This is a genomic window from Terriglobia bacterium (genome assembly GCA_020072845.1).
Lineage (GTDB): Bacteria > Acidobacteriota > Terriglobia > Terriglobales > Acidobacteriaceae > JAIQGF01.
On record JAIQGF010000005.1, the window covers coordinates 140,055 to 157,068 of the forward strand.

The 17,014-nt window shown below is 62.1% G+C and carries 14 protein-coding genes and 1 tRNA gene; 8 read left to right on the top strand and 7 right to left on the bottom strand.

The window, feature by feature from the left end; translation table 11 throughout:
* Positions 1–377: 377 nt before the first annotated feature.
* Entirely contained in the window at positions 378–1,667 is a 1,290-nt protein-coding gene (locus tag LAN70_05375; protein ID MBZ5510586.1) for a GGDEF domain-containing protein, read from the bottom strand.
* 100 nt (positions 1,668–1,767) lie between these two features.
* Here LAN70_05375 and LAN70_05380 point away from each other — a divergent pair, with 100 nt between their 5' ends.
* The 3 genes from LAN70_05380 (at position 1,768) to LAN70_05390 (ending at position 3,559) form a co-directional block, all read left to right on the top strand.
* The gene (locus LAN70_05380) at positions 1,768–2,073 is read left to right on the top strand and encodes a metal-sulfur cluster assembly factor (protein ID MBZ5510587.1); all 306 of its coding nucleotides are present in this window, start codon (positions 1,768–1,770) and stop codon (positions 2,071–2,073) included.
* 189 nt (positions 2,074–2,262) lie between these two features.
* Positions 2,263–2,339, top strand: a tRNA-Pro gene (locus tag LAN70_05385).
* Positions 2,340–2,998: 659 nt separating this feature from the next.
* Positions 2,999–3,559: a hypothetical protein gene (locus LAN70_05390; GenBank protein MBZ5510588.1), complete on the top strand. Its 561-nt coding sequence runs from the start codon at positions 2,999–3,001 to the stop codon at positions 3,557–3,559.
* A gap of 432 nt (positions 3,560–3,991) precedes the next feature.
* Here LAN70_05390 and LAN70_05395 read toward each other — a convergent pair whose 3' ends face one another.
* The 3 genes from LAN70_05395 to LAN70_05405 form a co-directional block, all read right to left on the bottom strand.
* Positions 3,992–4,441 carry a hypothetical protein gene (locus tag LAN70_05395; protein ID MBZ5510589.1) on the bottom strand — a complete coding sequence of 150 codons (450 nt, stop codon included), beginning with the start codon at positions 4,439–4,441 and terminating at the stop codon, positions 3,992–3,994.
* 176 nt (positions 4,442–4,617) lie between these two features.
* Positions 4,618–5,925 (bottom strand): ABC transporter permease, encoded by a 1,308-nt coding sequence (locus LAN70_05400; GenBank protein ID MBZ5510590.1) that lies wholly within the window; start codon positions 5,923–5,925, stop codon positions 4,618–4,620.
* Positions 5,922–6,854 carry an ABC transporter ATP-binding protein gene (locus tag LAN70_05405; GenBank protein ID MBZ5510591.1) on the bottom strand — a complete coding sequence of 311 codons (933 nt, stop codon included), beginning with the start codon at positions 6,852–6,854 and terminating at the stop codon, positions 5,922–5,924. Before LAN70_05405 ends, LAN70_05400 begins: the two co-directional genes overlap by 4 nt.
* A 214-nt stretch (positions 6,855–7,068) precedes the next feature.
* Here LAN70_05405 and LAN70_05410 point away from each other — a divergent pair, with 214 nt between their 5' ends.
* From LAN70_05410 to LAN70_05420, 3 genes are all read left to right on the top strand, one after another.
* On the top strand, positions 7,069–7,560 hold the full coding sequence (locus LAN70_05410) for a hypothetical protein (GenBank protein ID MBZ5510592.1): 492 nt from the start codon (positions 7,069–7,071) through the stop codon (positions 7,558–7,560).
* 64 nt (positions 7,561–7,624) lie between these two features.
* Positions 7,625–8,041, top strand: coding sequence for an ester cyclase (locus LAN70_05415; GenBank protein ID MBZ5510593.1), 417 nt, complete (start codon positions 7,625–7,627; stop codon positions 8,039–8,041).
* A gap of 57 nt (positions 8,042–8,098) precedes the next feature.
* Complete coding sequence (locus LAN70_05420; protein MBZ5510594.1) at positions 8,099–9,484, top strand: malonyl-CoA decarboxylase; 1,386 nt, start codon at positions 8,099–8,101, stop codon at positions 9,482–9,484.
* 14 nt (positions 9,485–9,498) lie between these two features.
* On the opposite strand, the gene LAN70_05425 is transcribed toward LAN70_05420, so the two are convergent.
* The 3 genes from LAN70_05425 to LAN70_05435 form a co-directional block, all read right to left on the bottom strand.
* Complete coding sequence (locus LAN70_05425; GenBank protein MBZ5510595.1) at positions 9,499–10,749, bottom strand: class I SAM-dependent rRNA methyltransferase; 1,251 nt, start codon at positions 10,747–10,749, stop codon at positions 9,499–9,501.
* Positions 10,750–10,886: 137 nt separating this feature from the next.
* Positions 10,887–11,654 carry a hypothetical protein gene (locus LAN70_05430; protein ID MBZ5510596.1) on the bottom strand — a complete coding sequence of 256 codons (768 nt, stop codon included), beginning with the start codon at positions 11,652–11,654 and terminating at the stop codon, positions 10,887–10,889.
* A gap of 191 nt (positions 11,655–11,845) precedes the next feature.
* The gene (locus tag LAN70_05435; GenBank protein ID MBZ5510597.1) at positions 11,846–13,585 is read right to left on the bottom strand and encodes a VWA domain-containing protein; all 1,740 of its coding nucleotides are present in this window, start codon (positions 13,583–13,585) and stop codon (positions 11,846–11,848) included.
* Between the two features lie 200 nt (positions 13,586–13,785).
* Here LAN70_05435 and LAN70_05440 point away from each other — a divergent pair, with 200 nt between their 5' ends.
* Positions 13,786–16,053 carry an alpha/beta fold hydrolase gene (locus tag LAN70_05440; GenBank protein ID MBZ5510598.1) on the top strand — a complete coding sequence of 756 codons (2,268 nt, stop codon included), beginning with the start codon at positions 13,786–13,788 and terminating at the stop codon, positions 16,051–16,053.
* A complete protein-coding gene (locus tag LAN70_05445; GenBank protein MBZ5510599.1) occupies positions 16,050–16,919 on the top strand; it encodes an MBL fold metallo-hydrolase in 870 nt (289 codons plus the stop codon). The genes LAN70_05440 and LAN70_05445 overlap by 4 nt, the downstream gene beginning before the upstream one ends.
* Positions 16,920–17,014 lie beyond the last annotated feature (95 nt).

Genomic DNA, 17,014 nt, shown 5'->3' on the forward strand with positions numbered 1-17,014 from the left:
CACGGCGGAACCTGTCCCGAGCGAAGCGGAGGGAGCCGTGCCGCTCGAGGCCGCAAGAATAGTGGCCTTTAGCAGGCTGCTGAAAAACTCCGAGTGAAGCTCGTTTTGAAAGGGCGCGGCTTCAGCCGCGCCGCAAGAGCCCTTTATTACTGTCATTCCGAGGGGCTTCACCCCCGAGGAATCTCATTTTCGTTCCACCTACGCGAGTTTTTCAGCAGCCTCTTAGCCCCTGAGGGACATTTTTCCTCAGGCGAAAATGCATTTTTGAAACCAGTTCTAGTGATTGAGTGATTTGCGATTGAGTGATTTGTCGGTTCGCCACGCGATTGGTAAATCACTAAATCACAAATCACTAAATCACTAAATGCAGCTACCAACTACCTGGTGCCGACCGCGGTGGGCTGCGCTATATGCTTCGCTTTCCCCGCCGCCTCCACCCGGTTTCTCCCGTTATCTTTTGCGCGGTAAAGCGCCTGGTCGGCCGCCTCGATGACCAGCTCCGGCGTGTACAACCTGACGCTTGACTCGGCCACTCCCATGCTCACTGTCACCGCCGTCCTGGTCCGCGCGCTGCCCACCGGACGCCGCCCCGGCTTGGTGTAGCGCCGCTCATCGCGCCGGCGGTCGCTGCGATCCGGGCCGCGCACCATAAAACTGGACCGTTGAATGGCCGCGCGCAGCTCCTCCAGGTGCGGAACACAGTCCGCCGCGTTGTGGGCGGGAAACACGATGACGAACTCCTCGCCTCCATAGCGAAAGGCGTGCCCGCCTCCCCCGACCTGTGCCAGCCGCCCGGCAACCATGCGCAAAACCTGGTCGCCGGTGTCGTGGCCGTAGGTGTCGTTGAAGCGCTTGAAGTGGTCCACGTCCACCATGGCGATGGAGTAGGTGTCATGCAGGGCGAGCAGCGCCTGGTTGAACGCGCGCCGCCCGGGCAGTCCCGTCAGTTCGTCATGGAAGGCCAGCAGGTACGAGGTTTCGACCAGCGCGGCGGCAAACATCAGCACGCCGGTGGCGAGGTACAGCGACGACGCCCGCCCCGGTGACGCCACGTGCAGCCCGGCACAGGCGGCACACACGCTCCAGAAGAAGGCGCTGTCCACCGGCTTGCGCAGCAGGGCCATGCGCATGCCGAGCCAGGCCGCGGCGCCCGCACCCGCCAGCAGCGCCAGTTGGGGCAATGGTGTCCAGGCGAACAGCCCTCCCGGCAAATATGTGCGTTCTGCCCAGCGCGCGAATTCCAGGTTCTCCGGGCGCGCCAGTACGATGACCGCCACCGCCTGCACCGAAACAATGCCCACGCCCGATCCCACCGACGCCAGGGTGAGCCCGCACTCGCCAATCACCGAAAAGAAGACGAGGTTCAGCGGGACCAGCAGCGCCAGCAGCGCGAATCCCGCATTGGCCGCCGGCGCCGACGCGTGTCCCAGCATGACCAGCGCGCGGTCGGCAAGGCACAGCACCACGGCGGCGAAGACCACGCGGCTGGAATGGAACCGCCAGGCCATGGCGAGTGCGCCGAACATGGCGGTCCACAACAAAAAGTTGACCACGTAAGGCGCGGTAGCGTGCGCCGCCGGGACGTGCGCCAGCACCAGCGCCGCCAGCAACAGCGCGCCTCCGGGCACGACGAAAGAAACGAATGTCCTTGCTGGGGCCGAGTTCACGGCCGCGGCTCCTCGCTTCCGGGTTCGTCCTCAATTATGTGCGCCGCAGCGAGGCGAGGCAGGTGACTTACGGGGTACGCATTTTCGGTACAATATCCCCATGCCGACTGTGGACGACATCATGGAGCGCCTCCGCAACTGCTACGACCCGGAGATTCCGCTGAACATCGTGGATCTGGGCCTGATCTATAACGTCCAGGTGGAGAACGAAGGCGACGTGACGGTGGACATGACGCTCACCGCCCAGGGCTGCCCTTCGCATACCGAAATCAGCCGCGACGTGCGCACCACCCTGCTCAGTACGCCCGGAGTGAACAACGCGAAGGTGAATGTGGTGTGGGATCCGCCTTGGACTCCGGACCGGATCAGCCCCGAAGGCCGGCAGAAGCTGGGAATCGAGGAGTGATCGGGCGATCTGGTGATCGGGTGATTTGAAAGCCTTCGGGATATCAAGAACCTGCTTCAACGCTTACGCCGATCACCCGATCGCCGGATCACCCGATCACCCGATGTCTGGATCACCCGATTCCTCCCGCCGTTTGCTAAAATGGATTCACCCCACTAGGTACTTGGTACTCGGTACTAGCTCTTCCGTCGGGACGTGGCGCAGCCTGGTAGCGCACTCGCTTGGGGTGCGAGGGGTCGGCAGTTCAAATCTGCCCGTCCCGACCAATCTTTTCTTCCACACCAAATTTCATCTCTAGCAACGCACTTGAGGCTGCCGACCGCGAGCACCCCAATGTGCAGCGCGGTCGCGAAGCGAATGCGCGCAAAAGAACGCGTGCGAGGGGCCGCTCGTTCGCCAGAACGAGCGCGTTCGGCAGTTCAAATCTGCCCGTCCCGACCATTCTTTTCTCCTGCACAAATCTCTGCGCCGCACGTCAGCTTGAGTGCCGACCGCGAGCACCCCAATGTGCAGCGCGGTCGCGCAGCGAACGCGCGCAAAAGAACGCGTGCGAGGGGTCGCTCGTTCGCCAGAACGAGCGCGTTCGGCAGTTCAAATCTGCCCGTCCCGACCAATTATTTAAACGAGGCTAGACCAAGAACTTACAACGGCGACCATTCCTTCGGTTTTGAACGTCACAACAAAATTCCGGGTCGTCTGTTCTGAATTCGTAACAACAAGTAGATATCCGAACCTTCGCCGGGAATGGATGCTAGCATCCGACTCTCCGGCCAAAGCACAATTCTTCCGAAAAGACGTGCAATTCTCGCACTCCGCAAAGCGAGCAATTTTGAAGGTTGAGGTAGTTCTAACAAAAGGAGCAATTATGAGAATCCGATTGTATTCTCTACCTACATTTGGGGGCGCTACAAATGTTGGAGTATCAATGTGGGTGACCTACGTATATGCGGTAAATGGTGGGGGCAGTGATGTCAACGCAAGAATGGCAGAATATGACACCGATGATCCGAATGGGTTCGTAAGTCCAGTAATGAGCCGGCCAAGCCCCGAAGAGATTTTTACCTTGCTCAGCCCTAATGGCAGCGTTCTTAACCCCCTCGTATCAGGCGAGCAAGTTTATCTGCGCACTGCGGATGGCCACTATGTAGGAATTGAGCATGATGAGGACGAGCATGCGGACTATGTCGTAGCCTCCGCACTTACGCCTGGGCTTAGCGAAACTTTTGTGGTTACCTGTATTGCAGACAGCTCACTGACGATAGCTAGTACTACCCTCGATCCTTGTGGCCCTTCGCATGCCATCGGTTTTAGGGGTCGCAATTGGAACTATCTTGCTTTTCCGAATACGGGCGATGGCCCACTTTCGATTGGCTCACCTGTACTTGGCTCCCCACAGACATTTGCGCTTGATTATCTCGATCCTGTACCTTTACGCCACAAAATCCCGCAACCCATTAAGCCTATCAGACACTACATTAAGCCTTGACACTAAAAGCTGACGGACCATCGCACCAAATTGGCGGGTGGCGCACCCTTCCTTAACTTTTGAACCGAACAAGTGAACTGGGGCCCCACCGTTCGCGGTTTTCGAACGGTGGGAATCCCAAATCTCAGAACGACAGCGGAGCGGAATCGGGCAGTCCGGCTATCGCCCAAGTTCGAAAATCGTCTGCTAGGGCCGACCATTCCATTCCTCGCGTTCAGAATTCACATTCCAGAAATGCGCTTGAGGGGCCGACCGCGAGCACCCCAATGTGCAGCGCGGTCGCGAAGCGAATGCGCGCAAAAGAACGCGTGCGAGGGGCCGCTCGTTCGCCAGAACGAGCGCGTTCGGCAGTTCAAATCTGCCCGTCCCGGCCATGCTTCCTTCGCGTCTAAAAAACCCATTTCAGAAATCCGCTTGCGGCGCCGGGAATGGTTAAGGGGGCCACCCGCCGCTCCATCCCCAGGTGGGCATGACCATCGCGCGCCAGCGCCAGCGCTTCTGGGAATCCTTCTGGAAAATGACCAGGCAGTAGGACACCCCCTCAAGCGGTGTGCACCGCAGCACGCGCGAATTCTTGTAGGGGCCGCTTCCGGCATAGGGCATGGGGGTGCCCTGCGCCGCCTGCTGCAGGTTCAGCCACTGCTGGCCATGATTTGAGTCCAGGCCGCTGAACACGGCGCCCGGCGGCACGTTGGTGGCACGGATGAAATCGAAGCTTGGCGACATCAACCTCGCGAGCGTCTCTGTGTCCTTCTGCTCGACGGCGCTTTTGAAGGTAGCAAGAAACGTATTGAAGTCTTGGGTGGCTTTCTGCTTCGTGCCGAGAAGCATGGGGTTCAGCAGCAGGATCGCGGACAGGAGGAATGCGCGTGATCGGGACATTAAGAGGACCTCATTCGCTGACCCGATAGTAGCAAGTCTCTCTCCGCACGACATGGATTATCGGATGCGCTCGGCTCAGGCTGCTGGCCGCGAGCACTCCAATGTGCAGTGCGGCCGCGAAGCGAACGCGCGTTGGGCGGCCGCGGGAGCCGCTTGTCCCGCCAACTGAAGCGCGCCTAGCCTTCCGCCTCCCAGCGGAAGCGCGTCACGGCGACCGTCCCGAATAACGCCGTAAACAAAAGCAGCACGGCGATGGGCGGCAGGGCGGCGGAAAGATCCAGGCCACGCCAGGTCATGGCGTCGAGGCCGTCCATCGCCCAGCGCGTCGGCACAACCAGGGTGGCCTGCTGCAACCAGCGCGGAAAGATGAACGCCGGCACCCACGCGCCACCCAGCATGACCATGATCAGTGTCGCCATGATGGAGATTCCACGAGTGGCTTCGAGCGTTTTGCCGAGCGCCGCCACCATCAGCCCGAAGGCGGCAGTCATCAGCGAGAAGGCTGCGCAGATTCCGAAGAATCCAAGCAGACTGCCTTGAATGCGAACTCCAAACACCAGGCGCGCGAAGGCGAAGAGGAAGAGCATGATAAATGCCGCAATGATGGCCGCGCTGATCGCCCGGCTGCCCAGCAGGACGCTGCGCGACAGTGGCGCCGCTCGCAGCCGTTGCCACAGTCCGCTCTTGCGCAGCAGCAGAAGGCGGAGGCCGACGTCGAGTCCCATGAAGAGGATGAACTGAATTCCCATTCCACCGAACGAATGTGCGTACCCGTTGTACTGAATGCCGGAGCCGGAGGTGATGGCTTCGGCGCGCGTTTCGTAGGGCATGCTCATGCCCGTCGTGGCCTGAGGTTGTCCGGCCGTTTGCGCGCGGTCCTGCTGCTGGTTCAAAGCTTGGACGCTGCCCAACAGGTCGCGCATGACCTTCTTGTCCGCGCCGGGCATGTCTTTGGCGGAGTCGATTTCCGCCAGCGACTGCTTCACCATCTCGCGCCCACCCTTGCCGGAAAACATCTCTTTGCTTACCGACTGCATGACGGCGCCGCTCAGAATTCCCTGGACCATTCCAGATTCCATGGTATGCGACGGATCGTAGAGCACGCGCAGCTCCGGCTTTTTCGCGCCGCTGTAGAAGAGGGCGCGTCCTGCCTCGCTGCCGAAGCCCTTGGGAATCACAATCGCCACCATGGCCTTGCCTTTGCGCACCGCCACCTGCGCGGCTTCCAGGGTGGATGGCTTCACTTCGAGGTTCTTGTCGGCGCTCAGGCGGGCGACGATGGCGGCGGAAACCTCGCTCTGGTCCTGGTCGATCACCAGCACCGGCATGCGGCTGACTTCCGTCTCGCCCTTTCGTCCGCCGAACAGGTAGCCGAAGAACGAGCCGCAGATGATCGGCACCAGCAGGCCCACGATCACGGCGCGGCGGTCGGAGAAAAACATCCGAAGATCCTTTCGCACCAAGGCCCAGAAAGCAGTGCTCATGAGTCGCGCAGGCTCCTTCCAGTAAGAGTCAGAAAGACCGTCTCCAGATTGGGCCGCTCGCTGCCCAGGTGCTGATAGGGATGACCGTGCTCGGCCAGCCACTTCAGGATTCCGGGAGTGTCGGTCGCCAGGTTGTGTACGCCGATCCGCAAGACACCCTCGCGAATCTCCGCCGACTGGACCTCCGGCAGGGTCCGCAGTTGTTCCGAACGCAATCCATCGGGCGTTTCAAGTTCGATGGCGAGGACGTTCGTGACCGGCAGCATGCGGTGCAGCCCGGCGAGGGTGTCGTCGGCGATTACCTTGCCGTGGTCGATGATGACGATGCGGTCGCAGAGTCGCTCGGCTTCCTCCATGTAATGGGTGGTGTAGATGAGCGTTTTGCCGCGCCGCTTCAGGGTCTCGAGGTTTTCGAAGATGGCGTTGCGGCTCTGCGGGTCCACCCCGACGGTGGGCTCGTCGAGGAGCAGGATTTGCGGGTCGTGGAGAAGCGCTCCCGCTAGATTCAGGCGCCGCTTCATGCCGCCGCTGAACGTTCCGACTTTGTCCCGGCCGCGATTGGCGAGCTCGACCAGATCGAGTGCTTCGGCGATTGCGCGTTTCGCGGTGGCACGGTCAAGTTGGTAGAGCGCGGCAAACAAAGAGAGGTTGTCGAGAGCGGAGAGCTCGTCGTAGAGGGCCATGTCCTGGGGAACCAGGCCGATCTTGCGCTTGATGGGATCGGTGTCGCCGCGCAACGGATTGCCCGCGATCAGCACCTCGCCGGAGTCAGGGCGCAGCAGGCCGGCGATGATCGAGACGGTGGTGGTTTTTCCCGCGCCGTTGGGCCCAAGCAGGCCGACCGTCTCCGCCTCACCCGCACGCAGGCTGACGCCGTCCAGTGCGACAACCTTGCCGTAGCTCTTGCGCAGAGCTTTTGCTTCGAGCATATGCCGTGGAGTGTACCACCGCGCTGCTGATCTCGAATCGACGCGCCGCGAGTGGGATAGAGCCGCCTCGCTGGATTCTCTAGGCAGAGACGCCCTTGCAGCGTATAGTGCCTCTCCCAGATACCCAGCCAGTACGTTCGCAGTGGGGTTTCAGCGATTTGACGGACGCGTCACTCCGGCCACATCACTTTCGCAACTCAACAAGGAGGCAGGAATGAGGAAGCTTTGGCTAATTCTGTGTTCAGTGTGTCTGCTGTCGTGCGGCGCTCTGGCACAAGTCAAGATGGACAACCAGTGGAAGTGCGGGAAAGCTACGATTCAGCACAGTATTGACGTCGGCGACAAGCCCGGCCACGCCTACGCCGTAGACCAGATCAACTGCACCGCCCCCAAAGGCGAGATCGACGGCGTGAAGAGAAAGTCCGGTATGGGCACCGAGTTTATTGAAGTCACCGGCGACAAATTCACCGGCCACGGCGAGTTTGTCGAAACCATGGCCAACGGGGACAAGAATTTCTACACGTACCAGATGATGGGCACGATGAAAAACGGCGTGCTGCAGGCGGGTTCCGACAAGTGGACTTTGCGTGAAGGCGGAGGAAAACTGAAGGGCGCAAAGGCCAGCGGCACTTGCAAGGGAGCGGGCAACGCAGATCAATCCGCCACTTGGGACTGCACCGGCGAATACACCATGGCCAAGAAATAGAGCGACCGCACCCCTGCGCTCCGCCAGGGTGGGGGTGCGATTCGCCTACCCATCAGGGCCTCGTATGCCCATCTCAGCTCAGTTGCACAATCTCGCGGAGTGCTACACCGCAGCGTGGGGTAGCCAGGATGCCGCGAGTGTGGCTTCCTGCTACTCGCCCGCCGGATCGCTCAGCGTCAACGGTGGTCCGCCGGCCGTGGGTCGTGGCGCCATCGCCGCAGTGGCCCAGGGATTCATGACCGACTTCCCCGACATGACGTTGCTCATGGACGGACTGTCCATACAGGGGAACCGGGTTGTTTATCGCTGGACTCTCGCCGGCGCTAACACGGGTCCGGGCGGGACAGGGAAGCGGGTTCGCATCAGCGGCTTCGAGGAGTGGCGGATCGGGGCAGACGGGCTCATCGCCGAGTCGCGCGGCCACTTCGACAGCGCCGAGTACCTACGCCAACTCGAACGGGGCGTCGACGAGTCCCGGTAGACCTTACTCCTCGCTTATACTCGGGGAGACCGCAGGCTGCATGGCGGTCCAGAAAACATGCCGCAATTCCTGGCCACCCTCTTGCGCAACCTGCGCGGCGCGCGCGGCACCGACATGCGGGTGCTGTGCACGCAATTGCTGTCGCAGCGCGGCGAGGCGTCACAAACCGTGCTGGCGCAGCGCATCCTCGAACAGTACCGGGCGATGGACAGCGCCCAGCAGCTCGCTTTTTTCCAAATGCTGGCGCTGGATTTCAGCCCCGACCGCGACGCCATCCAGCGCGCCATCGAGGCCTACCGGCACAATCCAGGTTCGGCCACGGCGGCGGCGCTGGAGTCGGCCGCCGAACCCCCGCGGCAGGAATTGTTCCGGCGCATCAACACCGCGCCCGCCGGCACCGATTCCCTGGTGACCCTGCGCCGCGACCTGCTGCGCATCCTCCCCTCTCATCCCCAACTCAGCGTGGTGGACGCGGACCTGAAACACCTGTTCCGCTCCTGGTTCAACCGGGGATTCTTGCGCCTGGAGCGGATTGGCTGGCACACCTCGGCGCTGACGCTGGAAAAGCTCATCGAGTACGAATCGGTCCACGAAATCAACGGCTGGCCGGACCTGCGCCGCCGTCTGGAAGCCGACCGGCGTTGCTTTGCCTTCTTTCAACCAGCGCTCGCGGGCGAACCGGTCATCTTCGTCGAAGTGGCGCTCACCAAGGGATTGGCCCGCCATCTCGAGCCGCTGCTCGATATTACCGCTCCGGTGCTTCCTCCCGAGCAGGCCGACACCGCAATCTTCTACTCGATCAACAACTGTCTCGACGGCCTGCGCGGAATTCCGTTTGGTAATTTCCTGATCAAGCACGTGGTGGACGAGCTTGGAGCGGAGCTGCCGAAAATTGACAACTTCAGTACGCTCTCACCCGTCCCGCACCTGGCGCGCGCGCTGCACGCGCGCCAGGACAACCACGGATTCACCCACGAGCGGCTGTCGCGTCTGTTGCGCGACTTTGCCGGCGACTTGACTCGCGAATCCGGCCTCGACGATCCAGTGGACGCATTGTTCCACCTGTTGCGGAACCCGGCGGAGCACCAGAAGGCGCTGTCCCCACCTCTCAAGCGGCTCACGCTTGCTTACCTGACACAATTACGGGCCGGCGAAAAGCCCTACGATGCGGTGGCGCAGTTCCATTTTTCCAACGGTGCCCGGCTGGAATCCATCAATCCCTTCGCCAACATGCGTCCCTACGGCCTGCACGACTCTTTTGGCGTGATGGTCAACTATCGTTATATCCCCGATGAGCTGGAAGAGAACCATGAGCGCTTTGTGGTCAGCGGAGAGATGCGGGTTTCGTCATCGTTGGCGCACGAACAGCGCCTCGTGGCGGAATCGTGGCGCCGCGAGGCCGCAAAACTAGGCAAGCGCAGCCATTCCGCCGGCGAGAAGTAACCGCAGGGTAAGGGTCACACGGTGAGAACGACGCACTTGAGGTAGGCCGTTTCAGGGACAGCCAGCAGTACGGGATGGTCCTTGGCCTGGCCGCGCTTCTCGATCACCTTCGGCGACTTGCGCGCGTCGCAGGCCGCCGCTTGCAGCATCTCCAGAAAATCTGCTTCTCTCACGTGGAACGAGCACGAGCAGGTGACCAGGACGCCGCCCGGCCGCAGCATCTTCAGCGCCCTCAGGTTCAGCTCCTTGTAGCCGCGCATCGCGGTCGCCAGTGCCTTGCGCGATTTCGCAAAGGCGGGTGGATCCAGCACGATGGTGTCGTAGTGCCGGCCGGCCGTCGCGTAGTCCTTGAGCAGGTCGAAGGCGCTGGCTTCCATCCATTCGATCTCGCGCCCGCCGTGCGCCTCGGAATTCAGTTTTTCGTTCTCTTCCGCGATTTCCAATGCCGGACGCGAACTGTCCACGGCGGTTACCTGCGAGCAGACTCTCGCCAGGTGCAACGCGAAACCGCCCTGGTAACAGAAGACGTCGAGTGCCTCGCCGTGGGCATACGTTGCGGCCGCCGCGTAGTTCTCCCGCTGATCGAGAAATGCCCCGGTTTTCTGTCCCGCGAGCGCGTGGAAATGAAAACGCACGCCATTCATGGTGAACTGCGTGTCGGTTTTCTCGCCGTAACGCAGGCCTTCCTCGCGCGCCGGCAACTGCTCCAATTCGCGGATGCGCGGTTCAACCCGCTCCACCACGGCGGCGGGGTGGAACTGGTCGACCAGCGTCTCGAGGAGCGCTTCCCGGATTTCGTCGCGGTCCATCGCTTGGGTGAGCACCTGCAACGAAACAATATCGTTGTAGCGGTCCACGATCAGGCCGGGCAGGCCGTCGCCCTCGCTGAAGACAACCCGGTAAGCGTCGGTGTCGCGCACGATTCGCCGGCGATAGGCGATGGCGCCCAGCAGGCGTTCGCGGAGAAATTCCACCAGCCCGGCGGGCTCCAGGCGCTCACCGCCGAGCATGCGGAGGGCGATTTGCGAGCTGTTGCTGTAGAGCGCGGCGCCGAGAAATTTTCCCGCTTCATCCTGCACCCGGACCAGCGACCCGGGCGGCGCCTGGTCGCTCCCGACCAAGTCGGAGCGGTACACCCAGACATGACCGCGGCGGATGCGTGCCGCGGCTCGCCAATTTACGTGCAGGACAGGTGCCACTTTCAGGGCTTCGGAGTCTGTGTGAGAACTCACTTTCGGGAAGCGCGGTGGTCTACACGCACCCATAATCTAGCCGCGGAGCGGCGGAATTCGTTAGCCCAGCGCGGCAGCGCTGGGGAAGTGGCACAGAATTATCGAGCGCCAGCGGCGCGGCACAGTTCTCACACAGACTCTTCGGCGCCGCGCCTCCGGGCTTGAACGTCTTACTCGCCCGACGGGGTTGCTTCCGCCGGGACAGCCGTTTCCTGCCCGGCCGCCGGTACATCGCGCGCCGGGTCGTACCAGAGGATGCGGTGGCAGGAGTCACAGATGATGAACTGCTCGTTGGTGCGGACCTCGTTGTACAGCTGCGGCCGCAACATCACCTGGCAGACCGAACAATGGTGGTCCACCGCCTCGGCCATGGCGCTGCCGCGCAGCTTGAGCACACGGTCGTAGTGCCGCAGCACGTCCGGTGTGATCGCCGCGCGCAACGTGCTGCGCTTGCTGTTCCACGTCGCCAGCTCTTTTTCGTCCACTTCCGTCCGCGAGCGGGCCTCCGCCTTTTCCTTTTCGATTTCCGCGGCCTCCGCCTTCAACTCCGCCTCCGCGGTCTTCAGGTCCTTTTCCAGCGACTCGGTCGCGAGCATGCCTTCCAGGATCTTGTCCTCCGCTTCGCGGATGTGCTGCTGCGCGAATTCCACTTCCGTGGTCAGCGCTTTGTACTCCTGGTTGGTCTTGACGCCCAGCATCTGGTCGCGGTACTTGGAAACTTTTTGCTGCAGGTCCTGGATTTGCGATTCGAACTTGCGCCTGGAGGCCTCGCCCGCCTTAATGGCCGCTGCTGCCTTTTCCTTGCGCGCCTTGGAGTCGGCGAGCTTGGCCTCGATCACCGCCACCCGGCGCGGCAGGGCGGCAATCTCTTGCGAGAGCCGCGCAATCTCGCGGTCGGCCTCCTGCAACTCCTTCAGGTTCTGTAGGTCTGGGTTCATCCCCACACGTTCCGATCGGTTGAAAATTGTAGCACGCCAAGCTTGTGCCCCGTCGCGATCCGGTGAGCGAAGAAACCCACCGGGTTAAGAAGGCCGGAGGAGCAGCGGCGCGGCCAAGTCCGGTTGGGCGCTGCTGCATCCGGCGAGCGCTATTTCAATGTTGCTCCTGCGATCAGCAACGAACCAGTCGGTCAGTCCACCTTGAGAGGGGCGGTGAGGCTGCCTATGCTTCCCGTAAGATTGTCGCGGACGACGAACTTTGCCGTGTACTCGCCAGGAAGTAAGCGAATGTAATTGAGGTAAGTTACGCCTCCCGAGTCGATCCTGGTCACCGCCTCCTGATCGACGCCCTGGTTGACGCCCTGGCCGATGCTCGCCACCTCCTTTCCTTCCCTGGTGCGTACGACGGTTAGGAAATCCATGCTGATGTGGTCGCCCTTGCTGGATTCGACCTGAGTCTTGCCGGGTGGCACGAAGAGGGAGAAATACACCTTTCTCGTGCCCTTCTCGAGCTCAATTTTCCCCCAAGTCCCGGAAAGGGGCAGGCCGGTGAAAGGAAGAGAGGAATCCAGTGCCATGCGCTCGTCGAGGAGTTGGGCTTCTTCGGGGTCACGCAGCGTCAGATCGAAGTAGTACCCGGAACGGTGCCGGACCTGGACGCCTTTGCGGCGGACCTTGACCGCGATCTTGCGCCATCCCACGGTGCTGGAGTCGCTGCTGTAATAGCTGACGAGGTAAAACTGTGTCTCGTCCTGGTCAGCACGGGCGAACAGACCACTCACATCATTGCGGTTGTAATAAGCTTCGCCCCCGGTCATTTCCGCGATCCTCAGCATGGCGGCGTGCTTGGCCACCACTGGATCGCTGTAAACTCCGGCCGCAACCGCCTCCAGGGCCCGGCTCTTCTCCGGCACCGTGCCGCTGGTCTGCGGCCCCGGCGCGATCGGCGGCACATAGTCCTTGTAATTTGCGGCAACGTTGGTCACCAGTCCGGTCACGTCAAGCGGGTAGATGGTAATGTTCGCGTCCTGCAACAGCCGCATCGTGCGCTGCCAATCGTCCGGCGTGGGCCCACGGCTGGCGGCCCCAGTGACGTTGGCGAAGCTGGCGGGAAACCCGGCCGAGGCCCAGATCAGCGCCTTACGTCCCTGCACCGCGGAAAAGTAGTGTGCCACTTCCTGGAAGTTCAGCAACGTCGCCAGCGCGGCATCGTTCTGCCTGCCGATATCAACCTTGGCCTCTGCTGCTTGCGCAACCGCCGCGTAGGCGGTCACGATGTCGTCGTCCGCCAAGGTCGCATGGGAAGAATCGGTGGACTGGCTGCTGCGCGAGAAATCCCTCTCGAACAGCTTGGCCAGCAACACACCTTCTTCGTCCACGCGCGAAGTCCGCGTGTCCGCGACCGACAGTTCCCCCTGCAGCTTGCCGATCGCCGCCGTCAGGATGGCAGTGTCGCTGGTGAAATCGTGGATAATCCGGGGGCCTCCGCGACCTATGGTGAGCACCGCGATCAGGGCGTTCTTCTCCACCGTCTTGGAAAGAAAATCGAGGATGCCGCGGCGCGCCTGAACCCGGTCGTCGAATGGCGTGTTCAGCAGGTCCAAGACGATGATCTCCATCTTGCGCGGCGTGTGCTCCATCACCTGATTGCTGAAGGTGTTCGTTGGAGGCGTTACACGCTGCACCGGCGCTGCTTGCGCGACTACTTCTTCAAAGGCGGCGACCTTCTGCCCTCTTCCGTTCTCTTGGACTTGGAAGTCGTCGCGTGTGAGATGGGAAACGGGATGGCCGTGGTCGAGCACGACCACCGGCACGAGCACGAGGTTGGTTTCCGAGGAAAACGCGGCACGCTGGCCTCTTCCGCTGTCGGCCTGCGGCAACGCGAGTGTGGCAACAAGGACTACAAGGATGGAGAAGTGGGACGCTCGCATGATTCGCTCCTGGCAAGGGCCCGTTCCTTGTCCGCGGCGGAGACGAGCACCGTGCAAGTTTATACGCTTCCGGCGCAGCGCACACTTGCACCCCCCGCCGTCAGACTGCGTCCAGCACTCCCGTTTCCCGAAATGGTCGGCATCAAGCCAGGTGTTGTAAACTTCTTCGCCCTGCTGTCAGCCAAGTCTTAGGAGCCTTGATGCGCCGTTTGCTCGTCCTTTTTGTGCTGTGTCTGCCGCTGGCTGCGCAACAGCCGGCCCCCGCGCCCGCCACGCCGCCGAAGCTGACCATCGAATCCATCTTCGCCGAGGGCGGCCTCACCGGCCGCGGGCCGGACGTCTTCAAGTGGAGCCCGGACAGTACCAGGCTCTCCTTCATCCAGCGCGATGATTCCGGCGAACACGGCCAGCTCTGGTCGATTGACGTCGCCACCGGCGCCAAGGCAGTGCTGGTTACGGAAAGCAAGCTGCAGTCGCTGTTTCCGCCCGACAGCCGCATGACCGCCGAACAGCGCGAGCGCGCCCAGCGCTATGCCGTCGCCGCCTACCAGTGGGCTCCCGACTCCAAGCACCTGCTGTTCGACAGCCGCGGCCAGCTCTGGTACTACTCCCTCGACAGCGGCACCGCGGTGCAGCTCACCACCGCGGCGGAACCCACGAGCGATCCCAAGTTCTCTCCCGACGGCAAGCATCTGGCCTATGTCCGCAAGCACGACCTCTGGTCACGCCCGGTCGGCGAAGGTGGCGAGCACCAGGTCACCCGGGATGGCGATGAGAACCTCCTCAACGGCGAGGTCGACTGGGTGTACCAGGAGGAACTCGGTGTCCGCAGCAACTACTTCTGGTCGCCGGACAGCAAGCGGATCGCGTTTCTGCAGATGAACGAGAAAACGGTTCCCACCTATCCCTTGGTTGACTGGATGCCGACGCACCCCAAGGTCACCGACCTGAAGTATCCGAAAGCGGGGGATCCCAATCCCGAAGTGCGCCTCGGCGTCACCTCCGCTGATGGCGGCAAAGTGAAATGGATCAGTCTCGGGGACAGCGACGGCAGCGAAACCTACATCCCGCGCTTCGGGTGGGTGGGCAGCGGCACGCTCTACGCGGTGGTGGTGAACCGCTTGCACACGCGCATGGACCTCTACTTGGCCGATGCCGCCAGCGGACGCTCCCGCCGGGTGCTCACCGAATCCGAGCCCAACGGCTACCTGGACGACGAGCGCTTCCACATTACGTGGCTGAAGTCAGGCGACCGCTTCCTGTGGCCGAGTTGGCGCGACGGGCACATGCACCTGTACCTCTACAGCTTCGATAAGAACAATCCGCTGGCCGCCGACGCCAAGCTCGAGCGGCAGCTCACCAAGGGAGAGTTCGAGGTCAGCAGCGTGGCCGCGGTGAACGAATCCAGCGGCACGGTTTATTTCGAGGCCAATGCGGGCGACACACGCCAGGAACAGGTCTTCGCCGTGCAGCTCGATGGCGGCACGATGCAGCCGATTACGACCGAACCCGGCGTGCACGGCGCCGACTTTGCCTCCGGCGGACAGTATTTTGTTGACCGGCATTCCGCGCTGCTCATCCCGCCGCACGTTTCGTTCTGCAAAGTGGGCGGCGCCTGCAGCACCATTTGGGAATCGCGCGCCGTTTCCGCCTACAACCTGCTTGCCCCGCGCGAACTCACACTCAAGGCTGCCGACGGGCAGACCACCTTGTACGGATACCTGCTTCTGCCTCCCGGCGCCGAAACCATGGGCGCCGCCAGCGTCCCGGTGATCCTGAATCCCTACGGCGGCCCGGGAGGCCAGGTGGTGCGGAACTCATGGGGCGGCGCGAATTTTCTCTTTCACAACATCATGGCGCGCCGCGGATTTGCCATTCTCCAGGTGGACAATCGCGGCATGGGCGGGCGCGGACGCGCCTTCGCCACGGCGATCCTCCATCACTTCGGCAAGGTCGAGTTAGAGGACCAACTGGCAGCTCTGGACCAGGTACTGAAGCAGTTCCCCGCGCTCGATCCCAACCGCGTCGGCTGGTGGGGCTGGAGCTACGGCGGGTACATGACGCTCTACGCCATGACCCACACCGACCGCATCAAGGCCGGCGTTGCAGTGGCGCCGGTGAGCGATTGGCGCGATTACGATTCCACCTACACCGAGCGCTACATGGGCTTGCCCAAGGACAATGCGTCCGGCTACGCCGACAGTTCTCCGGTCAATGCGGCGAAGACGCTCCGTGGACGCCTGCTGGAAGTGCACGGCACCAGCGACGACAACGTGCACGTCCAGAACACCATGCAGATGGTCCGCGCGCTGATCAACGCCGGCAAGCAGTTCGACCTGCAGCTCTATCCCGGGAAGACGCACGGCATCAGCGGCGCCGCCGACCGCACGCAGCTTTACCACCGCATCCAGCATCAATTCGAGCAGTACCTGCTGGCGACGCAGCCCGCGCCCGTACAACCGCAATGACAAAACCCCGCACTCTGGGCAATTTTGAACTCTCCATCGTCACCGACGGCGCCTACCTGGCCGACGGTGGGGCCATGTTCGGCGTGGTGCCCAAGGTCATGTGGGAGAAGAAAGCGCCTGCCGACGAGCTGAACCGCATCGTGCTGGCCCTCAATTCGCTGCTCATCCGCACCGGCGAGCATACGGTGCTGGTCGAAACCGGCATCGGTCCCAAGCTCTCGGAGAAGCGGCGGCGCATCTACCAAAACCGTCCGCAGTTACCCGACAACCTGCGCGCCGGCGGCGTGGATCCCGAAGCCATCGACATCGTCATCAATACGCATTTGCATTTCGACCACTGTGGATGGAACACCTACCTCGAAAATGGAAAGGTCAAGCCGACCTTTCCCAACGCCCGCTATTACGTCCATGCCGGCGAGGTTGAGCACGGGCGTCAGCAGCACGAGCGCGACCGCATCAGCTACATCCGCGAGAACTATGAGCCGCTGATTGCCAGCGGGCAGATGCAACTGCTCGACGGCGATGGCGAGATTGTGCCCGGTATATCGGTGAAGGGCTATGCCGGCCACACGCGCAACATGCAGGCCGTCATGGTGCGCAGTGGCGGCAAGACCGCGTGCTACATCTCCGACTTGATTCCCATGCTCTCCCACCTGAAGCCGACCTGGGTGATGGCCTTCGACCTGTATCCGCTGGAGACGATCGAAAACCGCAAGAAGTTCTATGCCGAAGCCCTGCGCGAGAACTGGCTGGTAGTCTTCACCCACGAACCGCACACCCCGATGGTGTTCCTCGACGAAGACGACAAGGGCGAAGTGATCCCGCACCCGGTCACCGGGGCCGCGCCGCCTTCGTCCAAGCACTAGGAATGTTTTCAAAAGTCGCTTTTGGGAAGGGCACGGCTTCAGCCGTGCCGCCGAGCCCGCAAGAATACTGGGCTTTAGCCCCTGAGGGATTTCCG